Here is a 26,872-nt window from a genome sequence, read left to right as displayed (position 1 = left end):
TCTGGGGCAATGCCCGTCTCTTTGCGCTTGGGATTTAAAAGCACTCGCCGCAATCGGCTCTCGCTCAAGCCATAAAACCTCATCTTTTCTTTAACATGCTTGGTCCAAGAAATTTTCTCGTTATCCTTGGGAAATTTAAAAAGCATATTTAAAAAAATAAAAAAACCAAGTTATCGTTAAAAAACAATCTTCACAACTTTATTTTTATTCCTCAATCCCTTAACAATTTCAATCTGTGTTTTGCCCGCACCTAACTCTTTGGCTAACAATTTTATCAGAGCTTGATTGGCCCTACCATCAACTGGCGGGGAAGTAAGTTTAACTTTCCATTCTGTATCCGAAATTTTTATAAGCTCGTTTATAGAAGAACGGGGAAGAATTTTGAGATTGACAATTTTTAACATAATTCATTTCCCTTTCCGTAACTTTATAAACTTTTCTGAACTAATGCCAAAATCAGTAATAATTGATTTTAATGTTTTCCTTTTAATATCTTTCTTGCCGTGATTTGGAACTGTTATACGTTGATTATCAGAATTCCGACGCCAAATTTCATGACTGCCAGGTCCTTCACTGGAAAAATAAAAACCAAGTTTTTTGGCTATTCTGATAACATCTTTATAATTGGCTGTTGGAAACCTTTTAGACATTACTATACTCTTATGGGAATAGGAATATTAAGACTCGCAAAACATGGCTTTTTGACAGTAAAACTTGGAACAAACTCATTGTTTTTTTTCATATCTTCAATGTGCGCTTTTATCACTCCTTCAATATTATTAATTACTTCAGCGTAAGTCTCGCCTTCAGCATAGCACCCTTGAAAAGCTGGACATTTGGCAAAGTAGCCGCCTTCTTCGCAGGGCTCAATAGTAACAGGATAAAGACCAAATTTAAACATAATATTTAAATAAAAATTTAGGATACTTCTATAATAACATGAGGGGAAACCCAAAGTCAAATACGCAACAACGGCGCGATGATCAATGACACAATGCTCATTAATTTTATCAAGATATTTAAAGCCGGGCCAGATGTGTCTTTGAAGGGGTCGCCAACAGTATCACCAACAACAGCAGCTTTATGACAATCAGAACCTTTGCCTCCAAGATTACCAGCTTCAATATATTTTTTAGCATTATCCCAAGCGCCACCAGAGTTTGCCATAAAAACAGCCATTAAAAATCCTGTAACAATAGCGCCAGCTAAAACACCGCCAAGAGCGGCTGGACCAAGAACAAAGCCGACAATAACTGGCACAATAACAGCCAAGACGCCAGGAACAACCATTTCGCGCAAAGCGCTGGCAGTAACAATTTCCACGGTTTTTGCATAATCTGGTTTGGCTTCACCTTCCATAATCCCTTTAATTTCTTTAAATTGCCGGCGAACTTCCTGAACCACTTTGTATGCGGCCTTGCCCACGGCCTTCATGGTGATGGCTGAAAAAATAAATGGCAAAAGACCGCCAATAAATAAACCAATCATTACTTTGGGTTCAACAATATTGATAACATCAAGACCGACTACTGTAGCATAGCTGACCGAGAGGACAATCGCAGTTAAACCAGCAGAACCAATAGCAAAACCTTTGCCAATAGCCGCAGTGGTGTTTCCCACGGCATCTAATTCTTCAGCTCGTTTTCTGGTTTCTTCGCCCAGTCCGGCCATTTCCGCAATTCCGGCCGCGTTATCCGCGACCGGACCATAAGTATCAGTAGCTAAAGTAATACCTAAAGTTGAAAGCATACCCACGGCCGCAATGGCAATGCCATAAAACCCGGCAAATCTGTATGATAAAAAAATAGCCGCGCAAATTACTAAAATCGGGATAATCGTGCTCATCATTCCTAAGGCCAGGCCGGAAATAATATTTGTTGCGGCGCCAGTTTCTGAAGCTTTAGCGACTTCTTGAGCTGGTTTTTTTGCTTCTGATGTATAATATTCAGTAACCAAGCCAATAATAATTCCTGATGCCAAGCCTACGAGCACTGACCAAAAGATATTCCCGCCATTTAAAGTAGTGTAACGCACCACAAAATAACTGGCCACAGCCATAATAATGGCCGCGCCAAAAATTCCAGAATTCAAAATCGCATGCGGCTTGCCGCTTTTTTTTGCTTTTATAAAAATGTTGCCAATCAAACTGGCAACAATACCGGTTGCGGCTATTAACAGCGGCAGAGTAATCGCGCCCTCTCCGAACAAAGCGACTGTTGAAACTCCTAAAACCATGGCCGCGATAATTGAATCCGCATAGCTTTCAAACAAATCCGCGCCCATACCAGCCACGTCCCCCACATTATCACCAACATTATCCGCAATGGTGGCTGGATTTCTGGGATCATCTTCTGGAATGCCAGCTTCTACTTTTCCCACTAAGTCAGCGCCAACATCAGCGGCCTTAGTGTAAATTCCGCCGCCGACACGGGCGAATAAGGCAATACTTGAAGCGCCGAAACCAAAACCATAAATAATCTGGGGGTCGCGGAAAATCATATATAAAACACCAACTCCCAAAAGTCCAAGCGAAACAACGGTCAAACCCATTACACTGCCCGAAGAAAAAGCCACCAAAAGGCCTTTGTGCAAACTTTCTTTAACTGCGGCAGCAGTCCGGACATTAGCCAAAGTGGCGATGCGCATGCCAATGTTGCCAGCCACAGCGCTAAACACAGCGCCAGCTAAAAAGGAAATGCCCACTTTCCAGCCTAATTGAGGGACTAAAAACAAAACAGCCGCCGCCACTAAAACAAAAATAACCAAGATTTTATATTCCTTGGTTAAAAACGCCATGGCTCCTTCCCTAATATGCGAAGCGATTTCTTGGGCTTTTTTCTCGCCTGCCGGTTTTTTCTTAATTGACACTGCTAAGCCAGCGGCAAAAATTAGGCCAACCGCGGCGCTGATGATAGAAATAAGTTCATGCGACATGATTTGGTTTATTAATTTATTAATTTATTGCCAATGTCATCCCGACCAGCCGAAGCCACACTGCTGTCATCCCGAGCGAAGCCGAGGGATCCCGTGGATTTACTGTAGACATAAAAAAACGACACGAGGGGGCTTGACAAAAATTTTATTATGATATAGGATACAATAATTCGCTCATCATACATCAGCCATCAACTATCAACTAACCACCTTACAACCCTTAAACAGGAGGAATAGGGCATGATCATGATAGTAATAGCAACATTGGGATGCTTCGTTGTTGCCGTAATATCGATGTTAATCGCTGTGTATTGCAGTGTGAAGAACATGGGGAGTGTAAAGATTGCATCTAGTGCAGCAGCGGCCATAAGCATTGTACTCGCCTTCTTGATAGCGTCAGCCAATCACACACCAATGAACGGCGAGCCAACAACGAAAATTGAGGAGGGTGTATATCAGGTCTATAATTATGATAGACCGGCGATAACCGAGAAAGATGGCCGCGCCTATCGCACCTATCTGACAAAGGAGATAAAGGCCAATGCGGTGATTGCCAGAGAACTTCCGGCAGAAGCCATCACAATAATTGAGTCGCCCGATTCTACTAAATGGGGGGACATAGAGGTGAAGGAAGTGAAAGGATACACTAGAACAATCACCCTCTATGTACCAACTAAACCCGATTTAACCGAGTGAGCCATCAAAAAAACTATTCAACCCGCTGTCACGCGCATCCCCGTGGCAGCTTTTTTTTATTTTAAAAACTCTACCAATTATTAATTATCAGTTATCAATTATTTTTTATCTTTCTTTTCTTTCTCGCCCTTACCCTTGACACCCTCCGCTCCCGCGTCTTCCGTCTTCTTCTTGCCGGTCTTCTCGGTCGTTTCTTGTTTCTCTGTTTCTTGTTTCTTTATTTCTTCATCCTTCTCTTTCTTCTCATCCTTCTTTTCTGGTTTATCAATTTTCTTTTCTTGATCACCGTCACCCGCCCCCTGTTTCTTAGTTTCTTGTTTCTTTATTTCCCCGCCCGAGGCGGGTCCGCCTTTGGCGGATTGTTTCTTTATTTCTTGTTTCTTAGTTTCTTGTTTCTTAGTTTCTTGTTTCTTTATTTCTTGTTTCTTAGTTTCTTGTTTCTTAGTTTCTTTGTCCGCGGTCTCCCCACTTTCTGTCTTCTCCATCCCTGCCTCGGTTTTACCGCCAGTCACCTCCGCCTCCCCAATATCAATCCTCCACCCGGTCAATCGAGCGGCTAAGCGCACATTTTGCCCGGCTTTTCCAATCGCCAAAGACAACTGATCTGCTTTGACTTTTACTTTAGCGGTTTTTTCTTTTTCATTTACTTTTACGCTCACTACCTTGGCTGGGGATAACGCATTACTGACAAATTTAGAAGGCTCTTTATCATATTCAATAATATCAATTTTCTCACCGCCTAATTCATTGATAATAGTTTGAATTCGGGTGCCGCGCTGGCCAACACAGGAGCCGATTGGATCAATGCTTTCCTCTTTTGTAGCCACAGCCACTTTAGACCGAGAGCCGGCCTCCCTGGAAATGGCTTTAATTTCTACTGCGCCCGAGGCAATCTCGGGTACCTCAATAGCAAAAAGCTGACGGACAATTTCTTGATGAATTCGTGATACAACTATCTCTGGTCCCCTGGATGCCTCTTTAACCTCTGATATGTACAAACGGTACCGCTGACCAGAATTATAATTTTCACCTCCAATTTGCTGGTCTGCCGGCAAGATAGCTATTGCATTGCCTAAGTCAACCAAAACCAGCCTGCCCTCTTGCCGCTGGACTACGCCAGTCAAAACCTGGCCTTCCTTATTCTTGTATTCTTGATATAACATATCCCGCTCGGCCTCGCGCAATCTTTGGATAATAACCTGCTTAGCGGTCTGGGCCGCCATTCTCCCAAACTCATCGGGAATCTCTAGTTTGCTTTTAATCTCATCACCAATCTTGGCTGTCTTTTTTATCTTTATAGCCTCTGATATTTGAATATCAGTCCGAGGATTAAATTTCCTTTCTTCTTCCTCAACTGACTCCGCTGGCTCGCCTTCCTTGACTTTGGTCTTTTTAATCTTATCTTTCTCCTTGTCATCAACTTTATCTTTATCGCTTTCTTGTTTCTCTTTTTTCTCTGTTTCTTTATTTCTTTGTTTCTTTGTTTCTACCACCCCCAACTCTTCAGCTTTCCCAGCCGCTGATTCTTCCGTCTCCTCCTCCGGCGGCAAATCCTCCACCACGGTCTTCACATCAAAAACCCGAATTTTTCCATTTTCGGCATTAAATTCGCATTTAATATTTTGATTCTTTTCGCCAAAATCTTTCCTGTAAGCCGCTGCTAAAGCCTGCTGGATCGTATCAATCACTGAATCATGAGAAATATTTTTTTCTTCACAAATTTGTTTAATTGCGTCTGCAATCTCGTTTTTACTCATTTGAAAAAATTTAATGATTAAAGCTTTATTTAAATAGTTTGAAAGTTAAAAGTCAAAATTCAAATCTACCTTTCGGCCCTGAGCTCTCCTCGAGTCTGCCGTTCGAGGCTCTGAGGAGCCCTCAGGCTCTCGAAGAGAGTCTCGGAGTCGAAGACAAGACCGAGGAGGGGCAAATTTGCATTTTTTATAACTAGATTTGGATTATGTCATTTAAAAAGGCTAGTATAATCATCATTACACTAGCCTGATTATAGTATAGCAAGATTTTAAAAAAATGCAAGCACCCGTATGACATTTTTTATTAATTGTGCTAAGCTTTATAATCATTCTGACTGACAATCTGCTAATGCATTTTTCATCTTTTTAGAAAGGAGGTGAAGAACTGTGGATGCTACAGTAAGATTAACGGTAAGCAATGACGGCAAACTCACAATAACCCAGGGATCTACAACAACCTTGGCAATAGTGCGGTTTGGCCTGGAAGACGGGATTGAAATATCTGTAGGACGAGAGACAGATATTGAGAAAATTGTTGTTTCTGCCCCGCCTGGAGTTGAAGTTGACATTCGAGAACTCTTAAACCCCCAGAGTCCATTGGGGGTTGGCATTTGGCTCAAAAAAAAGAGAAGCGGGGGAGAGATCAATGATTCGCGTAATCGTGTGTGAAGTTGATGATAGGCTGGGAAACCGTTTGGCTTCCCTTATTTTGGAGAGTGAGGATCTGAAATTGATGGTCGATACAGAACGATTAGGCAATCTAACTCTTGGGAATTAAATAAGAAAACCTGGCCTGGAGGAAATCTCAATGAGCGGGAAAAATCTTTTCCTGCTCTTTTTTATTTTCAAGCCATAAAAATCAACCCGTAGGGGCATGTTGCAATACGCCCCTGCACAAATTAATAACCAAAACACCCCGCCTTTTAGGGCCGGGTGTTTTTATCTAAATCAAACCGTGAATATTATCCGTGATCCACACAACTATCCGTATCTAATCCGTGGCCATCAGAATGGCAAATTGGAACTTGGCGGTGGTGGAGGTGGAGGTGGAATATCCTCATCTCTGGGAAAAGTGGGTTCTTCTTCACTTCCTTCTTGGGGTTTTTCTTCGGTCTTAACGGAAGCTTCTTTTTCCTTTTTCCCGCCTTCTTCAAACAACTTTAAAGTTTCGCCTTTTTTCTCACCCTCATCTTCTTCTTTTCGTAAAAGCTGAATAATTAAAATGATAATTAAAACCGCCAAAATTACTAAACCGATTATCTTGGACCAATTAGTCCCCGCTTCCTCGCCCAGTCCTTCTTCTCCCTGGTCTGGCTCTTGTTCGCCAGAAACAGCAAGTGGCGCCCCTTCCTCGCCTTCTTTGGTAATGGTTACTTCTCCTTCTGCTGGTTTGGTTTCAGTCACTTCTACCTGGCCACCCGCCTCTCCCTCCCCAACCTGTACATCGGTCTGCTCTCCTTCGTCAACTCCTGGAAAAAGCACTACATCTAGTTCTTCCGGGGACTCGGATGTTGGCTCTGGTTCTTCTTTGGTTATCGCGGTTGGCTTTTCTTCTATGGGTGCTTCCTCGGCTTGGGTTACTCCGGCAGCAACTTCTCCTACCTGATAATACACAGGCTGGGAAAGACGGCTCATTTTACCCCCGGCAGAATAGGCCACAGCACTAATTATGTTGGTTCCCGGTCTCAAATCGCTAGCTAGATTATAAGTAAAATTAGCCGTGCCAGAAGGATGTTCTACGGATTCTAGGTTAGTTTTCTTAATACCATTAACATATATCTCCACCCGAGAACCGCTTTTAACCACACCGGACACGCTGGCGGCTGTTGGTTGAAACAAGACTGGGGCCGGATATGGGGCCTTGACATCAAAAATAACTCTTCCCGAAGACAAGCTCTCCTGACCAGTGTCCTTATTAAAAGTAACTGCATAGACAGTATGTATCCCTATTGCCAAGCCTCCCTGGGGTTTATAGGCAAAGTTTGCCGTACCGGAAATATGGTTTTTAACATAAAACTGACCATCAAACTCATCATCAATATACACCCTAACCCCTGAATCATTGTGAGATAGGCCTACAATAAATGGCCTGAACTCTGTTGTTTCTAAATTAAATACTGGCGTAAAAAGTGTTGGGGGGATAAAACCTGAAATCTCAAAAATAATTGTTTCTGATTGAACACTACGTTCTATGGGTTCAGTTTTTGTCCGGGCCACCGTATAAAGAGTATGCTGGCCAGGTTTTAAGTTTAAAAACGGATAATAAGAAAAATTAGCCGTGCCGCTCTCGTGATTCCCAACCTCTGCCCGACCATTGAATATCCCGTCAATATATACATCCACAGTCGTATCATTAACCGTTACTCCGGCAATCAGGGGTTTGTTAGCAGTATGTCTGCTGGCTTCGACAACAGAAAGCACAGTTGGAACAGCCGGCACGGCTGGAGCGGCAGCCACGCTGGTGTTGCCTAAAACGGCAACAAAGGAAAAAAGGCCTGCTGCAAAAAAAATAAAGGCTAATACTAAACCTTTTAAAGGGAACCTTTTATTGTTTTGCTCCTTTTGCTTGACCTTTTCACAAAGCTCAAAAGACTCTAAAAAATTGATTTGCACTTTACGCATAAAAAACTCCTTGATAGCTCCTCCTGCTCATTTTAAATTATTAGTTTCCTTATCTTATCGCAAGTGCCCTAAAGGGTCAAGTGGAAAGGCTGTGGATAACAATATAAGGACTGTCATTGCGATGGAGTGAATGAGGCATCGGAAACGGTGTCATTGACAGCGCCTACCAGAACCTTATTGCCTTAAAATGACTAATTTTTGCCCGATGAGTTTTAAAATTGGGTTGTACTGAAATAATATCTAATCGCCAATTATCATCCTGGATATTTTGGCGATAAAGGTAATCATTTATTGTTTTAAGCAACTTATTTTGCTTAAGGTTCGTCACTGATTCTTCCGGTTGTCCGAATGCAATTGAAGTCCGCGTTTTCACCTCAACAAAAACAAGTTGCGAAAAAGCATCGCGAGCTATAATATCAATCTCTCCCGCGCGGGTCTGGAAATTCGTATCTATGACTGTATGTCCATTTCTTTCTAAATAACGCCGCGCTAATCTTTCCCCAAAATCACCAAGTTTTCGCTTTTTAGTAATCATTATTTCATACATTATCTTACACGTTTAAAACTTGGGGTTATGTCAATTTGCAATTTATCTTTTCTTTTTAGGCAAATACTTTTCAAATGCCTCCCGCCGGTTCCATTCTGCCTTTTCTTTGGGTGCCCGAACAAAAACGTATTTTAAAATAAAGATTAACCAAAGGACTCCCCCAACAAACCAAAACGCGAACCAAAATCGCCGGCTTAAGAGGTAGACGCCTTGTTGCCGGCAAAAATACAAAAACCAACCGGAAATCACCATGACTAAAAAAAGGCTAACTAACTTGCTAAACAACGTGGTCTGGACCGCATCTTCTCGCTTCCGGCGGCGCATGAGCCAGGATCCAATCTCCCCAACAACCGCCGCAATTAATAAAACCAGCATAATGTTCCGCTGTAGCGGCTGAAACGGCGCTGGCTCCATGGTGAAAAGATATTTTAAATTGAGTAGTTTAGTAAAGTCCATTTTATTACATTTCCATTTAGCATATTTTCATTTGTCATCTAAAATTAGCCGCAGTTAATAAATCGTTAATAAAGTTAATAAATCTGGCAATAATGTCTTTACTGAAAACATCATTTAGAGCACTGACATCATTATTCTGGTTATCCAAGTTGTTAATAAAGTTAATAAAATTGTTAATAGGGTTAATAGACCCGTCGTCATTATTAACTATTTTATTAACCGCTGTATTAACTACTGTATTAACCCTGTTAATTCAGTCCTATATCTTTTAACAACGCAACCAATTTCATTTTATCAATAGTCCATCATCTTCACCCCCTCATAAACCCAAAGTTCGGCAATTTGCCTTGCTTGCCCTTAAAGCCAGTACCTGCTGGGATCAGACGGCCGATAATTACATTCTCTTTGAGCCCTAGCAACCGGTCAACCCTGCCGGTAGTCGAGGCATCAATCAAAATTCTGGCAGTCTCTTGAAACGAGGCAGCGGCCAAAAAACTTTCCATTGAAAGGGAAACTTTGGTAATGCCCAAAAGCAACTCTTGAATCTTGGCTGGCTTAGCGCCTTTGGACAGTTCGCTATTGACCTTCTCGACAAACGCTCTCGAAACAATCTCGCCAGCCAAAAAATTTGTATCACCAGCATCAAGCACCAGGCAGCGAGAAAACATTTGCCGGACAATGATTTCTACGTGCTTGTCATTAAGCTTTTGGCCTTGGGAAGAATAAATGTATTGAATCTCTTTGACAATATATTTTTGAACAGCCCCTCGTCCTTGCACTTCATAAAGTTGATGGAGATCAATATTGCCTTCAACCAACTGGTCGCCAATATTCACTAAATCACCATCAGCAACTAAAAAACTGTCATTAGAGGCCGCCGGATATTCCTTAATACCGGCTTTTTCATATATTACTGTTACGGCTTTGTCAGTTACTTTGAGTAAACCGGCATTCTTGGCAACAACCGGCTCACAGTCGGGAACCTCAAAAATCACTTCTCCTTTTTCGATGGACTTGCCGTCTTTTATTTTAACTTTGGCATTTTTAATCAATAAATATCTGTCTTCTTTACTGCCCTGGTGAAAAACCTGAATGGTTTTGGCGCCATCATCATCAGTAACAATCTTGACCTTGCCGCTCACCTCGGCTATGAGAGCTTTTTTCTTGAGCGGCCGGGCCTCAAAGAGCTCCTCAACCCGCGGCAGACCTTGAGTAATATCTTTACCCGCAATACCACCGGTATGAAAGGTCCGCAAAGTCAGCTGGGTGCCTGGTTCACCAATGGATTGGGCGGCTACTATGCCAACAGCTGCCCCCAATTTAACCATTTTATTATAACCCAAGTCGTAACCATAGCATTTTTGACAAATACCTCGCTGGGATTTACAGCTAATTACCGAACGGGCCCTAATCTCCTTTAGATTTAATCTGACTACTTCTGCGGCTTTTTTCTTTGTTACTGCCTCTCCGTCCTTAACTATCACTTTTCCGCTTTTCGGGTTTGTTATGTCACCAACCAAAATCCGACCCACAATCCTGTCTTCCAATTTTTCGCCCATCTCTTCGCTCTCTTCTCGAGTTAGAACAATGCCTTGTTTGTCTTGACAATCTTCTTCAATAATAACTGCGTCTTGAGAAACATCAACTAAGCGCCGGGTTAAATAACCGGCATTGGCGGTCCGGAGCGCCGTATCGGATAGGCCCTTCCTGGTACCATGAGTAGAAATAAAATATTCCAAAACATCAAAACCCTTTTTAAAATTGGCCTTAACTGGCAATTCAATGGTTTCGCCTTGAGGGTTTGTCACTAATCCTTTCATGCCCATCATCTGGGTAATCTGACCCCAACTGCCCCTAGCTCCAGAATCAATCATGGAAAAAATCGGACCAGTCTTGTCTAATCCCTTTTGACTCAAATCAGTAATCTTATCCTTAACACGGGCCCAAGTTTCAATTACTTTGATATGCCGCTCATCATCGGTCAATAACCCGGCTTCGTATTGCTCCTGAATCTCTTCAACTACCTGCTCGGCCTTAGTAATAAGATCTTCCCGGCCTGGTATTTTAGGTAAATCATCCATTCCCCAAGAAAGACCAGAAACAGTTAGATACTCCAATGTCAGCTCTTTTATCTGATCTAAAAGTTTAGCAGTAGCTGTTGAGCCAAAGAGGTCTAAGTTTTCACTGACCATCGAGCGTAAACTTTTCTTATCAAGGATTTTGTCATAAACCCGTAATTCCTGGGGTAAAATTGAATTGAAAATTACCCGACCCACGCCCGTCTCTATTATTTGTCCATTAATCCTAATCTTTATCTTCTCATTAATATCAACCTTGCCCAAGTCGTGAGCCAATGCCACTTCTTTTTCCGAAGAAAAACATTTTATTGGTCCAATATTATCTTCTTTGACGGTAGTTAAGAAATAACTGCCCCAAACCATATCCTTATCAGGAGTGATTACAGGCTCGCCAGTCGCTGGCTTTAATAAATTTTTAACAGAAATCATTAGCTCTTCTGACTCTTTTTTGGCCCCCTCGGTTAAAGGGACGTGAACAGCCATTTGGTCGCCATCAAAATCGGCGTTAAAGGCCGCGCAAATCAAAGGATGGATTTGTATGGCCTTGCCCTCAATCAAAACCGGATGGAATGATTGGATAGAAAGCCGATGCAAAGTGGGGGCTCGGTTAATAAAAACCGTAGAATCTTTTGTTACTTCTTCCAGTATATCCCAAACCTCTTTTGGCCCCTGTTCAATCATCCTGGAGGCAGAACGAACATTATGAACATGCCCCCGCTCTATCAATTTGGAAATAACGAAAGGTTTGAAAAGTTCAACGGCCATAGTCTTTGGCAAGCCAACCTGATCAAGTCTTAAGTGGGGACCGACAATAATTACCGAACGGCCCGAATAATCCACTCGTTTACCGAGTAAGTTTTGTCGGAATCGTCCCTGTTTGCCTTTTAAAATATCAGCGATTGACTTAAGCATCCTTCGCTGTCCCGTTGATGCGGCAACGGTTTTACCGTGCCGGGCAGAATTATCAATCAAAGCATCAACTGCTTCCTGGAGCATCCTCTTTTCGTTGCGACAAATCACCTCGGGAGCACTTAGTTCAATTAGTTTCTTTAAACGGTTATTTCTATTAATAACGCGCCGGTATAAATCATTTAAGTCTGAAGAAGCAAACCGTCCGCCATCAAGCTGTACCATTGGCCGCAAGTCAGGAGGAATCACTGGAACTTGAGTCAAAACCATCCACTCGGGCCGGATATCATTAGCAATTAAATCCTTAGCCAACTTAAGTCGGCGCATCACCCGCTTCTCTTGGGAAACCATCTGCTTTTCTTTCATAACCCTTATCTCTTTTTCCAGATCCTTGGCTAATTTTTCTAAGTTAATTTCCATTAAAAGATTGTGGACTGCCTCCGCGCCAATACTGGCTTCAAAAACATGTCCGTATTTTAAAGAAAGCTCTTGATAGTGGTGCTCGGAAAGAATTTTTAAGGGTTTTAATTCGTCTAATTCCTTTTTAACTGTTAAAAGAGCCTCATCCAATTCCTGGTATTTTTTATCAAAACTCAACCTTAAAAGATCAAGTTCTTTTTCAAGCATCTGTTTATGCTCGGCCTCTGATTGATTTTTGTTCGCTGCCGCCTTTGGTGTTGCTTCATCTGGGACGGACTTGTCTGCCATAGCTCCATCAGGATTGGAGGCAGGCTTTTGAATAAAACTATTTAGAAGGCCTACTTTCTGTTTTTCAAATTCCCCGGACAAAGCCTTTTTTTTGACCTTATATTCTTTCCGGGTTTGCTCTAAAATCTGTTTTTTTAGATCTTCAGAAACACTGGTTACAATAAAATCAGCAAAATAAACAACCTTCTCAAGTTCGGGCGCTGACATATCCAGCATTAAGCCAATTTTGGAAGGCACGCCCCGTAAAAACCAAATGTGAGAAACCGGCGCCGCCAAGCTAATGTGGCCCATCCGCTCCCGGCGCACCAGGCTGCGGGTGACTTCAACGCCGCATTTATCACAAACAATGCCCTTATAGCGAATTTTTTTATACTTGCCGCAAGCGCATTCCCAGTCTTTCACCGGCCCAAAAATTTTCTCACAAAAAAGACCGTCCCGTTCGGGTTTTTGGGTGCGGTAGTTAATTGTCTCGGGCTTAAGCACTTCGCCGTGCGACCATTCCAATATTCTTTCCGGCGAGGCCACGCGCAGCCGAATAGCGTCAAAGTCTTCAACTTGAGAGCGCTCCGGCATGGCGGTTGAAAGTGTTCGGATGGAGGAGGGAGTTGACATATGTTACGATTTACTATTTACTATTTATTATTTACTATTCTCTTTATTGATTTATTTGTTTTATTGAATGTCCGATTGTTCGATTGTTCGATTGTTACATTGTTACATTGTTACATTGTTTTATTGTCTTGTTGTTGCATTTCTACTCGGCTTTAGTAAACGGGCGACGAATTCGACGCCCTCTTGAGGGCGGTTACGGCAGTCTTGACTGCCGCATTCCCTCAACTACGCGGTCAAAACCGCATAAACCGCTGACAAGTCAGCGTCGAACATTCGGCTGGCTGGGGTCAAAAATGTCTTTTTGAGATATCTCTCTCATAAAATATTTAACATTTGGATTTTGTCATTGATTTGACATTTTTAATTTGAACTTTGACATTCCCCAATCGCCCCGCTTGCAAGCGAGACTACTCCACCTTGCTTTGGTGATTAACCCTGATAACGAAGCTCGCTGCGGCTCGCTTCGTCACTCCCACCCGTTTCTCCCACCCATTTCCCGCTCGCTCCCTTAATTTCTTTATTTTCGTTAGAATCTGAACTTGTTGTTAAACTTTGAGCTTGTCGAAAAGTTGAAGGTCTCTATTTCTTAGTTTCTTACGACTCCACCAATCCCACCCTCCGCTACCGCTTCGGGTGCTACTCCGCCTCTACAACAATCGAACAATTTAGCAATATAGCAATTTAACAATTTTCACGACTTCCTCCCACCCTCGCCTTACCTCTTGCTCCAGCAGTACCACCAGCCTCATCCCTTTATCAACAACTCAAACTTATCGTCTATCATCATCTCCCAAAAAGGAATAAATTCAACTTTTGTTTCAGCTATCTTTAATTGGGACTTAAAATCTTTAGTTATTATTAAGGCCTTTTTTGGCTGATATTTATTGATAAAACTTCTTAATGATCTTTCTATAACTGGCTTTTTAAAACTTTTATATTTAGCTTCAATCGGGATAATTTTTTGGCCCAAGCTAATAACAAAATCAACTTCAGCTTTTTCTTGGGTTCGCCAGAAATGAAATGAGGCATTGGATAAACTATATTTTTCTTTTAGCTGGTTAAAAACAAAATTTTCAAAAACAAAACCCATCTCATCCAAACGGTTTAGATTGCCAAATAAATTAAGAGCATAATTTCTTAAACCCAGGTCATAAAAATAAAATACCGGGGACTTAGTGATTTCCTTGCGAATATTTTTAAAATATGGAGTGAGCTTTTTAATGATAAAAGTTTTTTCTAAATACCAAAGATAATTTTTAACTGTGGCTTGAGAAATATTTAAAGTATTGGCAATTTCCGAATGATTGGTCAAACTGCCGATTTGGCCAGCTAAAACTTTAACCAAAGAAGTAAAAGCGTCAATTTTCTCCACTTTTAATAAACGCGATACATCCTTTTCTATATAACTATGATAAATTTCAGCCACAATTCTTAGTTTCTCTTCTGTGCCTTTTTCTAAGACAACGCGAGGATAACCGCCAAAATTTAAATATTCTTCTAAAAAGGCCAGGGTCCTGTTTTTTTCCAATGAATAATAATCAAACAAACGATTTTCATACTGATAATCAGTTCTAAAATTAACAAACTCGTTAAAAGAAACCGGATTCATTTTGAAAAATCGCTTTCGGCCGGTCAATGATTCATGAACTTTTTCTTTTAGCTCAACACTACCCGAACCAGAGATAATAAATTTATAAGGCAAATTTAAATCATAAATTCCTTTTAAGAAAATACCGGCGTCTTTTTTTCTTTGAATCTCATCAATAAAAACATAACTTTTGTTTTTGCCTAATTCTAATTCCAATTTTTTTATAAAAAAATTTTGAGAATTGAAAAATTTTGCATCCTCTTCAAAATCAAAACTTAAAAAAACATTTTTCTTGCCCTTATTTTCCATTTCTTCTTGAAGAGCTCTCATTAGAGTTGTCTTGCCAACCTGTCTAGGGCCGATAATAAAGGAAATTTCCTTTTTATTTAGATGTTCCTTTAGCTCCTGAAAAAGCCTTCTTTTTATTAGTTTGTTGTTCATACTTCTATTTTAACCCGATAATTTATAAAGTCAAGTTTAAAAATTCTCGGGTTGAACTCTTAATTTTAAATTTGGATTTTGGTATTCAGCAGGCACCCCCTCCGCTACCGCTTCGGGCGCTACTCCGCCTCTACAACAATTGAACAATCAAACAATGTAACAATTTAACAATTTTTTACGACCTTCTTCCCCTGCTCCTTACCTTTGCACTATCGCCAGTCGCCCCATCCTTAATCAACTGCACATCCAAACCAAGCCCTTTGAGTTCTCGCACCAGCACATTAAATGACTCTGGCAAACTAATCCGTTCGATCGGATGGCCTTTAATCACAGCCTCATATGCTCGGCTTCGGCCAGCCACATCATCACTTTTAATAGTCAAAATTTCCTGCAAAGTATAGGCCGCGCCATAGCCTTCAAGAGCCCAAACTTCCATCTCTCCAAATCGCTGACCCCCAAACTGGGCTTTACCGCCTAAAGGCTGCTGGGTAATCAAAGAATAAGGGCCAATAGAGCGCTGATGAACTTTGTCCTCAACCAAGTGGTTCAGCTTCATCATATAAATATAACCAACAGTGGTTCTTTCTTTAAAAGCTTCGCCGGTCCGGCCATCGTATAATTGAATTTTACCGTCCTGGGGAAGGCCGGCTTTTTTTAGTTCGACCTTGATCACATCTTCGGCCACACCATCTAAAACCGGGCTTGCTACCCGATAACCTAAAATTTTGGCTGCAATGCCTAAGTGAGTCTCTAAAATTTGACCAAGGTTCATACGCGAGGCCACGCCCAAAGGACTCAAAACAATATCCATCGGGGTGCCATCGGGCAGATGGGGCATATCTTCCTGGGGGACAATTCTGGAAATAACACCTTTATTACCGTGACGACCAGCCATTTTATCACCGGCCTGAACCCGGCGCAGCCGCGCAACAGAAACTTGGATCGTTTTAATCACGCCCGAAGGCAATTTGTCGCCCATTTCTCGGGAAAAAACTTTTATCCCCACAACCTTGCCGTGCTCACCATGCTCTAAATACAAAGAACTGTCTCTAACGTCCTTGGCCTTGTCGCCAAAAATGGCTCGCAAAAGTTTTTCTTCGGCAGAAAGTTCAGTCTCGCCCTTGGGAGTAATTTTACCAACCAAAATATCACCGCTTCTAACTTCTGCTCCCAGTATAATAATACCTTCTTCGTCTAAATTTTTAAGCTTCTCTTCACTTACATTGGGGATATCATTCGTCACTACCTCGGCGCCAAGCTTGGTATCACGGATATCAGTGGAGTAGTCTTCAATATGGATTGATGAAAAACTGTCAGACCGCACCAAATTATCAGATATCAAAATAGCATCTTCGTAATTTCCGCCCTCCCAGGACATAAAAGCGCATAAAATATTCTGACCCAGGGCCAATTCTCCTTTATCGCAACATGGCCCGTCGGCCAAAACATCCCCGATGTTAACTTTGTCGCCCTTATCTACTAGTGGTTTTTGGTTAAGACAAGTAGAAGCGTTCAGACGAATAAATTTGGCCAGCTGATACGATTTTTTCTTGTTGCTTTTTTCCTGGACTATAATTTCCGAACCATCCACTTTAACAACCTCGCCATCCTCCTCGGCAATAACGATATAACCAGAATCCCTGGCTGCCCGACCCTCGACTCCGGTGCCCACAATAGGCGCCTCGGACTTAATGCAGGCCACAGCCTGACGCTGCATATTGGTCCCCATTAAAGCTCGAACGGCATCATCGTGTTCTAAAAATGGTATAAGAGATGTGGCCACGCTGACAATTTGCTTGGGCGAAACATCAATAAAATCAATTTCTTCGGGACTGGCAAAACCCGGATTGCTATGAATGCGGGCTTCTAATGTCCCGGAAAGAAAACACCCGTCTTCATCAAGGGTGGCTGTGGCGGGTGTGATAATATATTGTTCTTCTTGGATGGCATTCAAATAAATAACTTCATTAGAAACAAACGGTTTGACCGGAACGTCCTTACGGCCTTGCGAGCTAATGGCTTTAGATTGTTCCGCAGTAATTCTTTCTCCAGATTTTACAATAATACCATCATTTTGATCTTTGATATCGCCTCTGGCAATCTTGCCTTGAACGTTTTGTGATTTGTTCGGTACCCGTTTAACTACCCGGCGATAAGGGGTTTCCAAAAAGCCGTATTCGTTAAGCCGAGCATAAGAAGACAGGTGTCCAACCAAACCAATGTTTGGACCTTCGGGGGTGGCAATTGGACAAATCCGGCCATAATGAGTTCTGTGGACATCGCGCACCTCAAACCCGGCTCGTTCGCGCGATAAGCCTCCAGGACCCATAACACTTAAACGGCGCTTGTGCTCTAGCTCGGCTAAAGGATTAGTTTGATCTAAAAATTGTGAGAGCTGTGAAGACATAAAAAATTCACGCACCACCCCAATCACAGGCCGGGCATTAACTAATTGGTTGGGCGTAATCGTGGTTACGTCAAGAGTGCTCATTCGGTCTTTAATAATCCTTTCCATCCGCGCCAGTCCAACCCGCAGTTTGTTTTGAACCAATTCGCCATTCGCCCGCACGCGCCTATTACCAAGGTGATCAATATCGTCCGGCTCTTCTTGGGTGATGTTCAAACGGATAATCTCTTTGATAACCGCTGTTAAATCCTCACGGCGCAAGATGCGTGTTTCCTTGTTGTTTTCTATATCAAAGCCAAACCGTTGGTTAATCTTATAACGTCCTACTCGACCAAAATCATAGCGATTGAAATTAAAAAACATCGCATAAATCAACTGTTTGGCATTATCAGCCGTGGCCAGGTCGCCGGGCCTGATCCGCCGGTAAACTTCAATCAAACCCTCCTCCTTGTTTTTAGTCAAATCTTTTTCTATGGTGGCAGTGATGAAATCATCACCGGAAAAAACTTTTTCTTTATTCTCGGTCTCTTCGCCCTCTTGATGTGAAGCAGAATTAGGACGCGTAATGCTGGAGAAAAGGTTTAATATCTCTTCGTCGCTCGCATAACCAAAAGCGCGCAACAAAGAAGTAACAGCTATTTTTCGTTTACGATCAATTCTGACCCAAATAACATTATTGGCATCGGTCTCAAACTCTAGCCAGGCCCCTCGATTCGGAATTATCTTAGCCCCATAAAGGCGCCTGCCGCGAACAATTTCCCCGGTGAAAAAAACTCCCGGCGAACGAATCAACTGGGAGACAACTACTCTTTCAACGCCATTAATAATAAAAGTACCCCTTTTAGTCATCAAAGGAAAATCACCCAAATAAATTTCTTGCTCTTTAATTTCGCCGCTCCGCTTGTTAACCAATTTGGTCATCACCCGCAAAGACGCTTCATAAGTAACGTTTCTGTCTTTGGCCGTTCTTTCATCAAATTTCGGCTCGTCCAAGAAATAATCCAGAAAATATAGTTCCAAATCGCGGCCGATAAAATCTTTAATCGGGTTAATTTCTTCAAAAAGCTCTTTTAATCCTTGATCAAAAAACCATTTATAGGCGTCTTTTTGGACCTCAATCAAATCCGGCAACGGCAATGCATCGCGATTTTTGGTAAAAACCTTGCGCTCAATTGTCTTGTTATTAGAGGACATAGAGTATTTAGACACAAAAATAGAGGCGAGCACAAAAACTCCCCTTTTTGAGGTTTTTTCTAAAATTACCTGAGCTTAAAACCGCTCATTATATAGATGCCTTAGTTTAAGACCCGTTGCATGTGTTTGACAAAATGAGACTGAACAGTAAAGTCTGTTAACTTCAACGGGTATAGTTGTTCTAATATTAGCAACTAATAAAAATTTTGTCAAGCAAATATTGAAAAATTTAGATATATTATTGTTTAGCTAATATTAGCCAAGGTTGTTCAGTTTTATCTCAATTTTGTGCTAAGATTAGGAAAGTTATCCACAAAGTTATCCACAATGAATTAGCAACTAGTCATTCGTCACTATCAACTGGGGGAAACCTTTTACAATAGAAACAAAAACTGAGAAAAATTTTCTTTAGTCAGGCCTTTCAGCTCAACCGCATTTCTCAATTCATACTCCCCAATTTGCGTCCTTTTGAGTTCCTTAAGATAAGCCCCAATGCCTAACCTTTGCCCAATATCATGGGCTATGGTTCGGATATAGGTTCCGGACGAACAGTGGGCATCAATAGTCAAATATGGATAATCATACTTAATCAGACTTAATTCATAAATATTAATCTTCACCGGCTCCCGTTCAACTTCTTTGCCAGCTCGCGCCAGCTCATACAATTTTTTACCTTTCACTTTCTTTGCCGAAAACATCGGCGGCACCTGTAATTGTTCACCAAGAAAACCTTGCAAAGCACTTTTTATTTCCGATAATTTGGGATGTTTTAAATTATTAACTTTATTAACCATTTTATTAACTCTATTAACAATGTCCTTAATCACTCCTGTCCTGTCATAGGTGTCAGATACATATCCCAATCGCAACCTCGCAACGTATTTTTTGTCCAATTTTACAAATTCAGAAATTTGACGCGTTGCTTCTCTGCCGACAGCCACAATCAAAAGACCGCTCGCAAACGGATCCAATGTCCCGGCATGCCCGATTTTTCTGATGTTGGTTATTTCCCGAAGTTCGTCAATAATATCATGTGAAGTCGGGCCAGGGGGTTTATTGATTAAGAGAAAACCGAATTTATTAACATTATTAACCATCTTATTAACTTTATACTTTATTACTCAGTTACTAAATTACTTAATTACTTTCTTCAACACTCCAATCTCGTCTCTAATCACCGCCGCTCTCTCAAACTCCAAATTCTTGGCAGCCAATTCCATCTGGTCTTCTAAATCTTTAATCAATTCAACTAATTCTCGAGGTGAAGCCGAGATCTCGAGCGAACGTAGCGAGTCGAGAGGAAGCGCTCGCTCCGGCGCAAACCGCTCTTTTTTGATTTCCTTTTGTATGGTGGCCGGCACAATCCCATGCTTCTGATTATATTTTTCTTGAGTTCGACGCCGTCTATTGGTTTCTTGCATTGCCGTTTTCATTGACCCAGTCATCCTGTCCGCATACATAATCACATGCCCGTCTTGATGACGCGCCGCCCGGCCCATTGTTTGAATTAAAGAAATGTCATTGCGCAAAAAGCCCTCTTTATCCGCGTCCAAAATCACGATCAAAGAAACTTCCGGCAAATCCAAACCTTCGCGCAAAAGATTAATTCCCACCACCACATCATATTTTCCCAAACGTAAGTCCCGCAAAATATCCAAACGTTCAAAAGTTCCAATTTCGCTGTGCAAGTATTGGACTTTAATTCCCGCTTCCCGCAGATACTCGCTCAAATCTTCGGCTAATCTTTTGGTCAAAGTCGTCACTAACACTCGCTGTTTTTTGGCAACCCGTTGTCTAATTTGCTCCATTAAATCGTCAATTTGATTCTTTATTGGTTTAACTTCAATAGTTGGGTCAATCAAACCAGTCGGTCGAATAAGTTGTTCCACTGTTTGTTTGGACTGTGTAATTTCATATTCCCGCGGCGTAGCTGATACGTATATTACTTGTTTAATCCGTTTGTCAAATTCGCTAAAATTTAGCGGTCTATTATCAAGCGCGCTTGGCAACCGAAATCCATAATCAATCAAAACTGTTTTCCTGGCTCGGTCTCCGGCATGCATCCCCCCGATCTGCGGCACTGTCATATGGCTTTCGTCAATAAAGATCAGGAAGTCATCATGAGCGTGGATAAAATAATCAAGCAAAACAAACGGCGGCTGACCAGGCTGTCGGCCATCCAGATATCGCGAGTAATTTTCAATCCCCGCGCAATATCCGGTCTCTTTCATCATCTCCAAATCAAATTTTGTTCTTTGTTCAATTCTTTGCGCTTCTAAAAGTTTATTATTCTTTTTAAAATATTTAATTCTATCTTTAAGCTCTTCTTGAATTTCCTGCGCAATTTTTTTAAATTCGTCTTTATAAGTTACAAAATGACTCGCCGGGAAAACAGTCACCGTCGTCCCTTGTTTCTTGTTGCTAGTTACTAGTTTCTTAGTCTCTTTTAAAGTCAGCTCGTCAAGGTATTTTATTCTGTCAATTCGATCCCCAAAGAGCTCTAATCTCACATATTCCCCAATTGCATTAGACGGATAAATATCAAGAACATCTCCGCGAACTCGAAAAGTCCCGCGATTAAAACCAATATCATTTCTTTTATAATACATTTCAGTCAACTCCCGCAAAACATCATCTCGTTTAATTTTTTGTCCTTGTCGCAAACTCAAGCTAATCCCTTCATAATGTTCTGGCGAGCCAAGCCCGTAAATGCAAGAAACCGAAGCCACAACAATCACATCGCTCCTAGTCAAAAGCGACTGCGTTGCCGCGTGCCGCAAGCGGTCAATTTCTTCGTTTATTGAAGAATCTTTTGCAATATAAGTATCGCTTCTGGGAATATAGGCCTCGGGTTGATAGTAATCATAGTATGACACAAAATAATGCACCGCGTTTTCTGGAAAAAATTCCTGAAACTCGCTCGCCAATTGCGCCGCCAAGGTTTTATTATGAGAGATTACCAAAGTTGGTTTTTGGATATTTTGAATCACATTAGCCATGGTAAAAGTTTTCCCGCTTCCGGTCACGCCCAAAAGCGTTTGGTCTCTGTATCCTTTTTGAAGTCCTTGTGTCAATTTTTTTATCGCCTGCGGCTGATCGCCCGTGGGTTTGAATTTGGATTGGAGTTTGAATTTCATAAATTTTTTACCACAAATTCACAAAAGGCCACAAAATTTGTGGTAAGTTGCCTGCCCCGAGCTTGTCGAGGGGTGTATTTGTGGCATTTTGTGCCTTTGTGGTCATTTTCACATTAGCATAAAATCACATCTCTGACAAAAACCCAAAGCCTTTTTCTTTTCCAAAGTTTGTGTTAAATTAACCACAAGGGTTATTAACTTTTACCTATGGTGAGCCAGTCGAACCATTAACATTATTAACGATTTATTAACTTGCAGCCAAGCACACTAACTTTCAATGCGATTCAAGTTCTACGAAAGTGTGGTAATAAATAATCCCATGACTCCTGAACTCCTCGCCCCCGCCGGCAATCTAAAAAAACTCAAATACGCCATTGCTTTCGGCGCCGACGCTGTTTATCTCGGAGCGCCTGGTTTTAGTTTGCGCGCCAGAATCAATGAATTCACTTCAGCCAAAATAAAACAAGGCATTGAATATGCACACGCACGCGGAGTCAAGGTCTACATCACTCTCAACATATTCGCGCACAATCATCATCTTAAAAAACTCCCATCTCACCTCAAGCAACTCAATCATCAAGCATCAAGTTTTAGGCCAGACGCTCTTATTATTTCTGACCCTGGAATTCTCACTTATGTCAAAAAACACTTTCCCAAAATCAAAATAATTTTATCAACCCAAGCCAATGTTACAAATTGGCAAAGCGCAAAATTCTGGTATGAGCAAGGCGTTAAAAGAATCATCTTAGCTCGCGAACTAACGCTCAAAGAAATCACGGAAATCCACAAGCGCGTTCCAAAACTAGAACTTGAATGTTTTGTCCATGGCGCTATGTGCATGAGCTATTCCGGCCGCTGTCTGCTCTCAAAATGGATAAACAACCGCGAAGCTAATCTTGGCGATTGCTCCCATCCATGCCGTTGGTCATACGACATTAAAACATTAAAACATAAAAACATAAAAACAAACGACGAATTTATTCTCTCTGAGAAAGGACACCCAGACATTGAAATGATGGTTAAACAGGGAGAAGAGGGAAGTTATGTTTTAAATTCACGCGATTTATGCTTAATAAAACATCTCGATCAACTCAAAAAGGCCGGTGTTTACAGTTTTAAAATTGAAGGCCGCACAAAATCAATTTATTATCTTAGCACTGTCACTCGCGCTTATCGCCGTGTTCTTGACAGGCTCGAATCACCTGCTCAGGCCATGAAAGATTTGAACAAACTCCAAACACGCGGTTACTCTTATGGATTTTTATTTGGTCGCGAAAGAGTTGAGCAAAACGATGAACGTTCACACGAGAAAATAAATTGGGAATTTGCCGGGGAGGTTATTGATTCCTTACCAATAAATAAGAAGGGGAGCAAACGTTTGCCTTCATTTAAAACCAATATTCTCGTCCACAACACCCTTTGCATTAACGACAAAATAGAATTTATCCCGCCAAAAGGCAAGGTTGTAAAAATGATTCTCAAAAAAATGTGGAATTCACAAGGCAAAGAAATCCAAGAAGCTCATGGTGGACGAAATCAAAAAGTTATGATAGAGTCAAATATAACATTTCCAAAAATGGCGATTATCAGAAGGAAACTCTAAACCAAAGGAGGGAAGAAATGTCGAAAAGTGAAAAACCCAAGGGTGATTGCGGTTATGTTGTTGGAGATTTAGAGTGCATCCGCAGATTATTGGAGGAGGAGGATCTGGAATGCCCAGGTAAATATACTTGTTGTATAACAGGGATGAAGGAGGGGCTTATCGTCGTGCCCAAAGGGCAAGTCAACGAGGTGTTTATCAACGGCAAAATAGCCCGATTATAACCCTTCTCTATTTCTAATTTAAGGCCGCGAGGTAAAACTCCGGCCTTTTCTTTTCCCCAAAAATATGGTTAAATAAAACTATCCAAGACAAAAATTATTAACCCTATTAACCACCTATTAACTTTATTAACTCGTCTTCAAATCAACTTACATAATTGTTCACATTACCTAAATTCAACTTACCGAAACAATGATATCCTACCTCTCAGGCAAAATTCAATCAAAAGACCTAAAATCCCTTTGTGTTAATGTGGGCGGCATTGGCTATCGTGTCTATGCCACGCTTCGCATTTTAGACAAAACTGTTATTGGCCAAGAAGTGGAGCTTTATACCCATCTTAACGTCCGCGAGGATGCGCTTGAACTTTACGGCTTTGAAAATATTGAAGAACTAGAGCTCTTCACCAAGCTCATCTCTGTTTCCGGCATCGGCCCCAAATCAGCCCTGGGAGTTTTCACCATTGCCAAAGCTATGGAAATTAAACAAGCCATAGCAAATGGCGACCCCGCTCTTCTTACTCGCGTCTCCGGGATCGGCAAAAAAACCGCTGACCGCATTATCGTTGAATTACGCAATAAAATAGGCGAAATAAAAATTTCAGGCCAAGAATACGGCAATCTTGCCCCGTCTGATGCCGATGCTATTGACGCCCTAATCGGCCTGGGCTATTCCCGCCAGCAAGCAGTCGAATCCCTCCGTCAATCAGGAGAAGGATCAGTTGAAGATCGTCTTAGACAAGCATTAAAAATTTTAGGAAAAAAATAACCGAGGCGTGATAGAATCAAACTACCTGCCTCGGCTTTCTTGAGAACCAATAACCATTGATGTCTCCCTCGCCCCCCCCAATTTATTTCCAGTGAGTTGTTCAGGGGATAACAACTCGTGAAATTGACCCTACCGTGGAAATCTCTACAGTAATTGGTTCCGCCTCTTTTTGGTTGAGGTTGAGTAGAACCACCATTCCATTCTCCTCAAAGACATCAATAACCCTGTAAATATCCGTAGCCCCGTTCATGGTCGTAGGCCATTTTTGTGGCAAAGAGACAGCAGCGACATATCCATCCCTCCATAACCTTAGTAGAATCCTCGCTTTTATCTCCGGTGGCACTTCCTCTCCTGGCGGCAACTCGGTCCACTCGCCATCAAGGAAGTAAGCGGGGAGTCGGATACCCCCACCAAGTTGCGAATAATCAATGGGCTTCAAGGTTACTCCTATGTTTGTCCACTCCTTATCTCGTTTTCTCGCTTCTTCACGTATTCCAGTGATAAGTGCCAGCAGTTTTTCGTCTCTTCGTCTCCACTCATCGTATGAATGTTTTTCCATCTCTCAGTCCTTTCTCTATAGGATTTAAGGATGTTTCCATGGACGTCATCATTTCGATAATAATATATTCAAATAAATATCTTGTCAAGTCAATGCAAATATCTGAAATTTCAGACAAAACCCAATGGAATTCTCATATCGGCTCTCTCCAAAAGAGTCAGTTTTTACAATCATACGAATGGGGAGAATTTCAAAAATCTATGGGGCGGAAAGTGTGGCGATTAGGAACTGAGCAAGACGGAAAATTAATTGACACAGCGCAAGTCATCAAACACGATTTGCCGCTAGGGAAAAGCTATTTATATATGCCACGCGTAGTCATGAGTCATGAGGAATCAGTCATCAGGGAATTAGAAAAAATAGCAAAACAAGAAAATTCAATTTTTCTTAAAATAGAACCCGTTAATCAATTATCAATTATCAACCTGCCTGCCGGTAGGCAAGGTTATCAATTATCAATCGCTAAACCAATCCAACCCCAAACAACCTTATATTTAGATTTAACTCATTCAGAGCAAGAAATATTATCGTCCCTGCGCCAAAAAACCCGCTACAATATTCGTCTTGCAGAAAAACGCGGAGTCACAGTAAAAGAATCCAACAACATTAACGAATTTTTCAAACTCAACCGCGAAACTTCCAAACGCGACAAATTCAAATCCCACCCAGATAAGTATTATCAAAAGATGTATAATATTCTCGGCAATTATCAATTATCAATTATCAATTATCAATGTCGTCTCAAACTCTTCACCGCCTATTACAAAGATAAACCGTTATCAACGAACATCGTTATCCTCTTCGGCGACACCGCCACCTACACCCACGGCGCTTCTTCAAACGAAAATCGCAACATCATGGCACCATATCTGTTGCAATGGGAGATTATAAAATACGCTAAATCACAAAATTACAAATGGTATGATTTCTGGGGAATAAATCCGTCCGATAAAAATTTGTCAAACCTGAAGGCGAGATTCGCGAATCTCGCCTTCAGGGAGACGTGGTTCAACCCCTCATGGCAAGGAATCACCCGTTTCAAGCGCGGCTTTGTGTCAGAAAAAACCGGCCAAGAAATAACCTATCCAAATTGTTATGATTTGATTTTTCAGCCAAAATGGTATAAGCTTTATAAAATTGCAAAATATTTTAAAATATAAAAATTATGAATTTTGAAAGCAAGGAAAATTCACAGCCGGCACTTCCGGAAAAGAAAGAATATAAATTGGACAAAGGCGGAGACTATAGGGTTTTTAAAAAAATCTGCGAGGGGTGCAGTGAAAATTTTTCTATTTATGTGCCGAATAAAGAGCCTGATTTTAACTTTATGACTAAAGATAACGGAAAAATTTCTGTTAAAGAATTGGAGAAACGGGCTAAAGCCAAGAAGCTTTGCCCGCAATGTGAAAGCAACAGGGCAAAACAAGAAAATAAAACAGAACAATAAAACTGATAATTCTCAGTTACCTGCCTGTCGGTCTTCAACTCTGAGGGACGAGTCCACAGGCTCAGACTCGAATGAGCAGGCAGGCTTAATTACTTAATTACTCAGTTACTCAATTACTTATGTTCATCAAAAAAGTCGTCATCCCAGCTGCTGGCAAAGGCACCCGAATGCTGGAACTTTCCAAAGACAGGCC

21 protein-coding genes are annotated in these 26,872 nt (G+C 41.5%); 7 read left to right on the top strand and 14 right to left on the bottom strand.

The window, feature by feature from the left end:
• Positions 1–176: 176 nt before the first annotated feature.
• The 4 genes from KKD20_01995 to KKD20_01980 are packed head-to-tail and all read right to left on the bottom strand — an operon-like array spanning position 177 to position 2,934.
• On the bottom strand, positions 177–404 hold the full coding sequence (locus KKD20_01995) for a DUF167 domain-containing protein (GenBank protein MBU4331874.1): 228 nt from the start codon (positions 402–404) through the stop codon (positions 177–179).
• Between the two features lie 3 nt (positions 405–407).
• Entirely contained in the window at positions 408–650 is a 243-nt protein-coding gene (locus KKD20_01990; protein MBU4331873.1) for a type II toxin-antitoxin system HicA family toxin, read from the bottom strand.
• 2 nt (positions 651–652) lie between these two features.
• The gene (locus KKD20_01985; protein MBU4331872.1) at positions 653–901 is read right to left on the bottom strand and encodes a type II toxin-antitoxin system HicB family antitoxin; all 249 of its coding nucleotides are present in this window, start codon (positions 899–901) and stop codon (positions 653–655) included.
• A 56-nt stretch (positions 902–957) separates the two neighbouring features.
• Positions 958–2,934 carry a sodium-translocating pyrophosphatase gene (locus KKD20_01980; protein MBU4331871.1) on the bottom strand — a complete coding sequence of 659 codons (1,977 nt, stop codon included), beginning with the start codon at positions 2,932–2,934 and terminating at the stop codon, positions 958–960.
• A gap of 414 nt (positions 2,935–3,348) precedes the next feature.
• On the opposite strand from KKD20_01980, the gene KKD20_01975 reads away from it, so the two are divergent.
• On the top strand, positions 3,349–3,630 hold the full coding sequence (locus tag KKD20_01975) for a hypothetical protein (protein ID MBU4331870.1): 282 nt from the start codon (positions 3,349–3,351) through the stop codon (positions 3,628–3,630).
• A 98-nt stretch (positions 3,631–3,728) separates the two neighbouring features.
• On the opposite strand, the gene nusA is transcribed toward KKD20_01975, so the two are convergent.
• The gene (nusA, locus tag KKD20_01970) at positions 3,729–5,387 is read right to left on the bottom strand and encodes a transcription termination factor NusA (protein ID MBU4331869.1); all 1,659 of its coding nucleotides are present in this window, start codon (positions 5,385–5,387) and stop codon (positions 3,729–3,731) included.
• A gap of 384 nt (positions 5,388–5,771) precedes the next feature.
• Between nusA and KKD20_01965 the strand changes: the two genes are divergently transcribed.
• Entirely contained in the window at positions 5,772–6,053 is a 282-nt protein-coding gene (locus tag KKD20_01965) for a hypothetical protein (GenBank protein MBU4331868.1), read from the top strand.
• 336 nt (positions 6,054–6,389) lie between these two features.
• On the opposite strand, the gene KKD20_01960 is transcribed toward KKD20_01965, so the two are convergent.
• The 8 genes from KKD20_01960 to uvrB form a co-directional block, all read right to left on the bottom strand.
• Positions 6,390–8,006, bottom strand: coding sequence for a hypothetical protein (locus KKD20_01960; protein ID MBU4331867.1), 1,617 nt, complete (start codon positions 8,004–8,006; stop codon positions 6,390–6,392).
• 163 nt (positions 8,007–8,169) lie between these two features.
• Positions 8,170–8,541 (bottom strand): YraN family protein, encoded by a 372-nt coding sequence (locus KKD20_01955; GenBank protein MBU4331866.1) that lies wholly within the window; start codon positions 8,539–8,541, stop codon positions 8,170–8,172.
• Positions 8,542–8,595: 54 nt separating this feature from the next.
• Positions 8,596–9,009, bottom strand: coding sequence for a hypothetical protein (locus tag KKD20_01950; protein MBU4331865.1), 414 nt, complete (start codon positions 9,007–9,009; stop codon positions 8,596–8,598).
• A 311-nt stretch (positions 9,010–9,320) separates the two neighbouring features.
• Complete coding sequence (gene rpoC / locus KKD20_01945) at positions 9,321–13,316, bottom strand: DNA-directed RNA polymerase subunit beta' (protein MBU4331864.1); 3,996 nt, start codon at positions 13,314–13,316, stop codon at positions 9,321–9,323.
• Between the two features lie 745 nt (positions 13,317–14,061).
• Positions 14,062–15,345, bottom strand: a complete 1,284-nt coding sequence (locus tag KKD20_01940; protein MBU4331863.1) for an ATP-binding protein — start codon at positions 15,343–15,345, stop codon at positions 14,062–14,064.
• 175 nt (positions 15,346–15,520) lie between these two features.
• On the bottom strand, positions 15,521–18,946 hold the full coding sequence (locus KKD20_01935; GenBank protein MBU4331862.1) for a DNA-directed RNA polymerase subunit beta: 3,426 nt from the start codon (positions 18,944–18,946) through the stop codon (positions 15,521–15,523).
• A gap of 374 nt (positions 18,947–19,320) precedes the next feature.
• Complete coding sequence (gene truB, locus KKD20_01930; protein ID MBU4331861.1) at positions 19,321–20,043, bottom strand: tRNA pseudouridine(55) synthase TruB; 723 nt, start codon at positions 20,041–20,043, stop codon at positions 19,321–19,323.
• 36 nt (positions 20,044–20,079) lie between these two features.
• On the bottom strand, positions 20,080–22,083 hold the full coding sequence (gene uvrB / locus KKD20_01925) for an excinuclease ABC subunit UvrB (GenBank protein MBU4331860.1): 2,004 nt from the start codon (positions 22,081–22,083) through the stop codon (positions 20,080–20,082).
• Positions 22,084–22,402: 319 nt separating this feature from the next.
• On the opposite strand from uvrB, the gene KKD20_01920 reads away from it, so the two are divergent.
• From KKD20_01920 to ruvA, 3 genes are all read left to right on the top strand, one after another.
• Positions 22,403–23,686: a U32 family peptidase C-terminal domain-containing protein gene (locus KKD20_01920; protein ID MBU4331859.1), complete on the top strand. Its 1,284-nt coding sequence runs from the start codon at positions 22,403–22,405 to the stop codon at positions 23,684–23,686.
• Between the two features lie 17 nt (positions 23,687–23,703).
• Positions 23,704–23,907: a hypothetical protein gene (locus tag KKD20_01915; GenBank protein MBU4331858.1), complete on the top strand. Its 204-nt coding sequence runs from the start codon at positions 23,704–23,706 to the stop codon at positions 23,905–23,907.
• A gap of 190 nt (positions 23,908–24,097) precedes the next feature.
• Positions 24,098–24,673: a Holliday junction branch migration protein RuvA gene (ruvA, locus tag KKD20_01910; GenBank protein ID MBU4331857.1), complete on the top strand. Its 576-nt coding sequence runs from the start codon at positions 24,098–24,100 to the stop codon at positions 24,671–24,673.
• Between the two features lie 100 nt (positions 24,674–24,773).
• Here the strand turns inward: ruvA and KKD20_01905 are convergent, their stop codons facing one another.
• Positions 24,774–25,232 carry a hypothetical protein gene (locus KKD20_01905; protein MBU4331856.1) on the bottom strand — a complete coding sequence of 153 codons (459 nt, stop codon included), beginning with the start codon at positions 25,230–25,232 and terminating at the stop codon, positions 24,774–24,776.
• A gap of 92 nt (positions 25,233–25,324) precedes the next feature.
• Here KKD20_01905 and KKD20_01900 point away from each other — a divergent pair, with 92 nt between their 5' ends.
• Together KKD20_01900 and KKD20_01895 are read left to right on the top strand one after the other, a co-directional pair.
• Positions 25,325–26,392, top strand: a complete 1,068-nt coding sequence (locus tag KKD20_01900; protein MBU4331855.1) for a peptidoglycan bridge formation glycyltransferase FemA/FemB family protein — start codon at positions 25,325–25,327, stop codon at positions 26,390–26,392.
• A 5-nt stretch (positions 26,393–26,397) separates the two neighbouring features.
• Positions 26,398–26,679: a hypothetical protein gene (locus KKD20_01895; GenBank protein ID MBU4331854.1), complete on the top strand. Its 282-nt coding sequence runs from the start codon at positions 26,398–26,400 to the stop codon at positions 26,677–26,679.
• The last annotated feature ends 193 nt before the right edge of the window (positions 26,680–26,872 follow it).

The sequence above is a fragment of the Patescibacteria group bacterium genome (assembly GCA_018896645.1).
GTDB lineage: Bacteria > Patescibacteriota > Patescibacteriia > UBA2591 > JABMQE01 > JAHIMF01.
The sequence above is the reverse complement of the archived record's forward strand: the minus strand, read 5'-3'. Positions and strand labels throughout refer to the sequence as shown.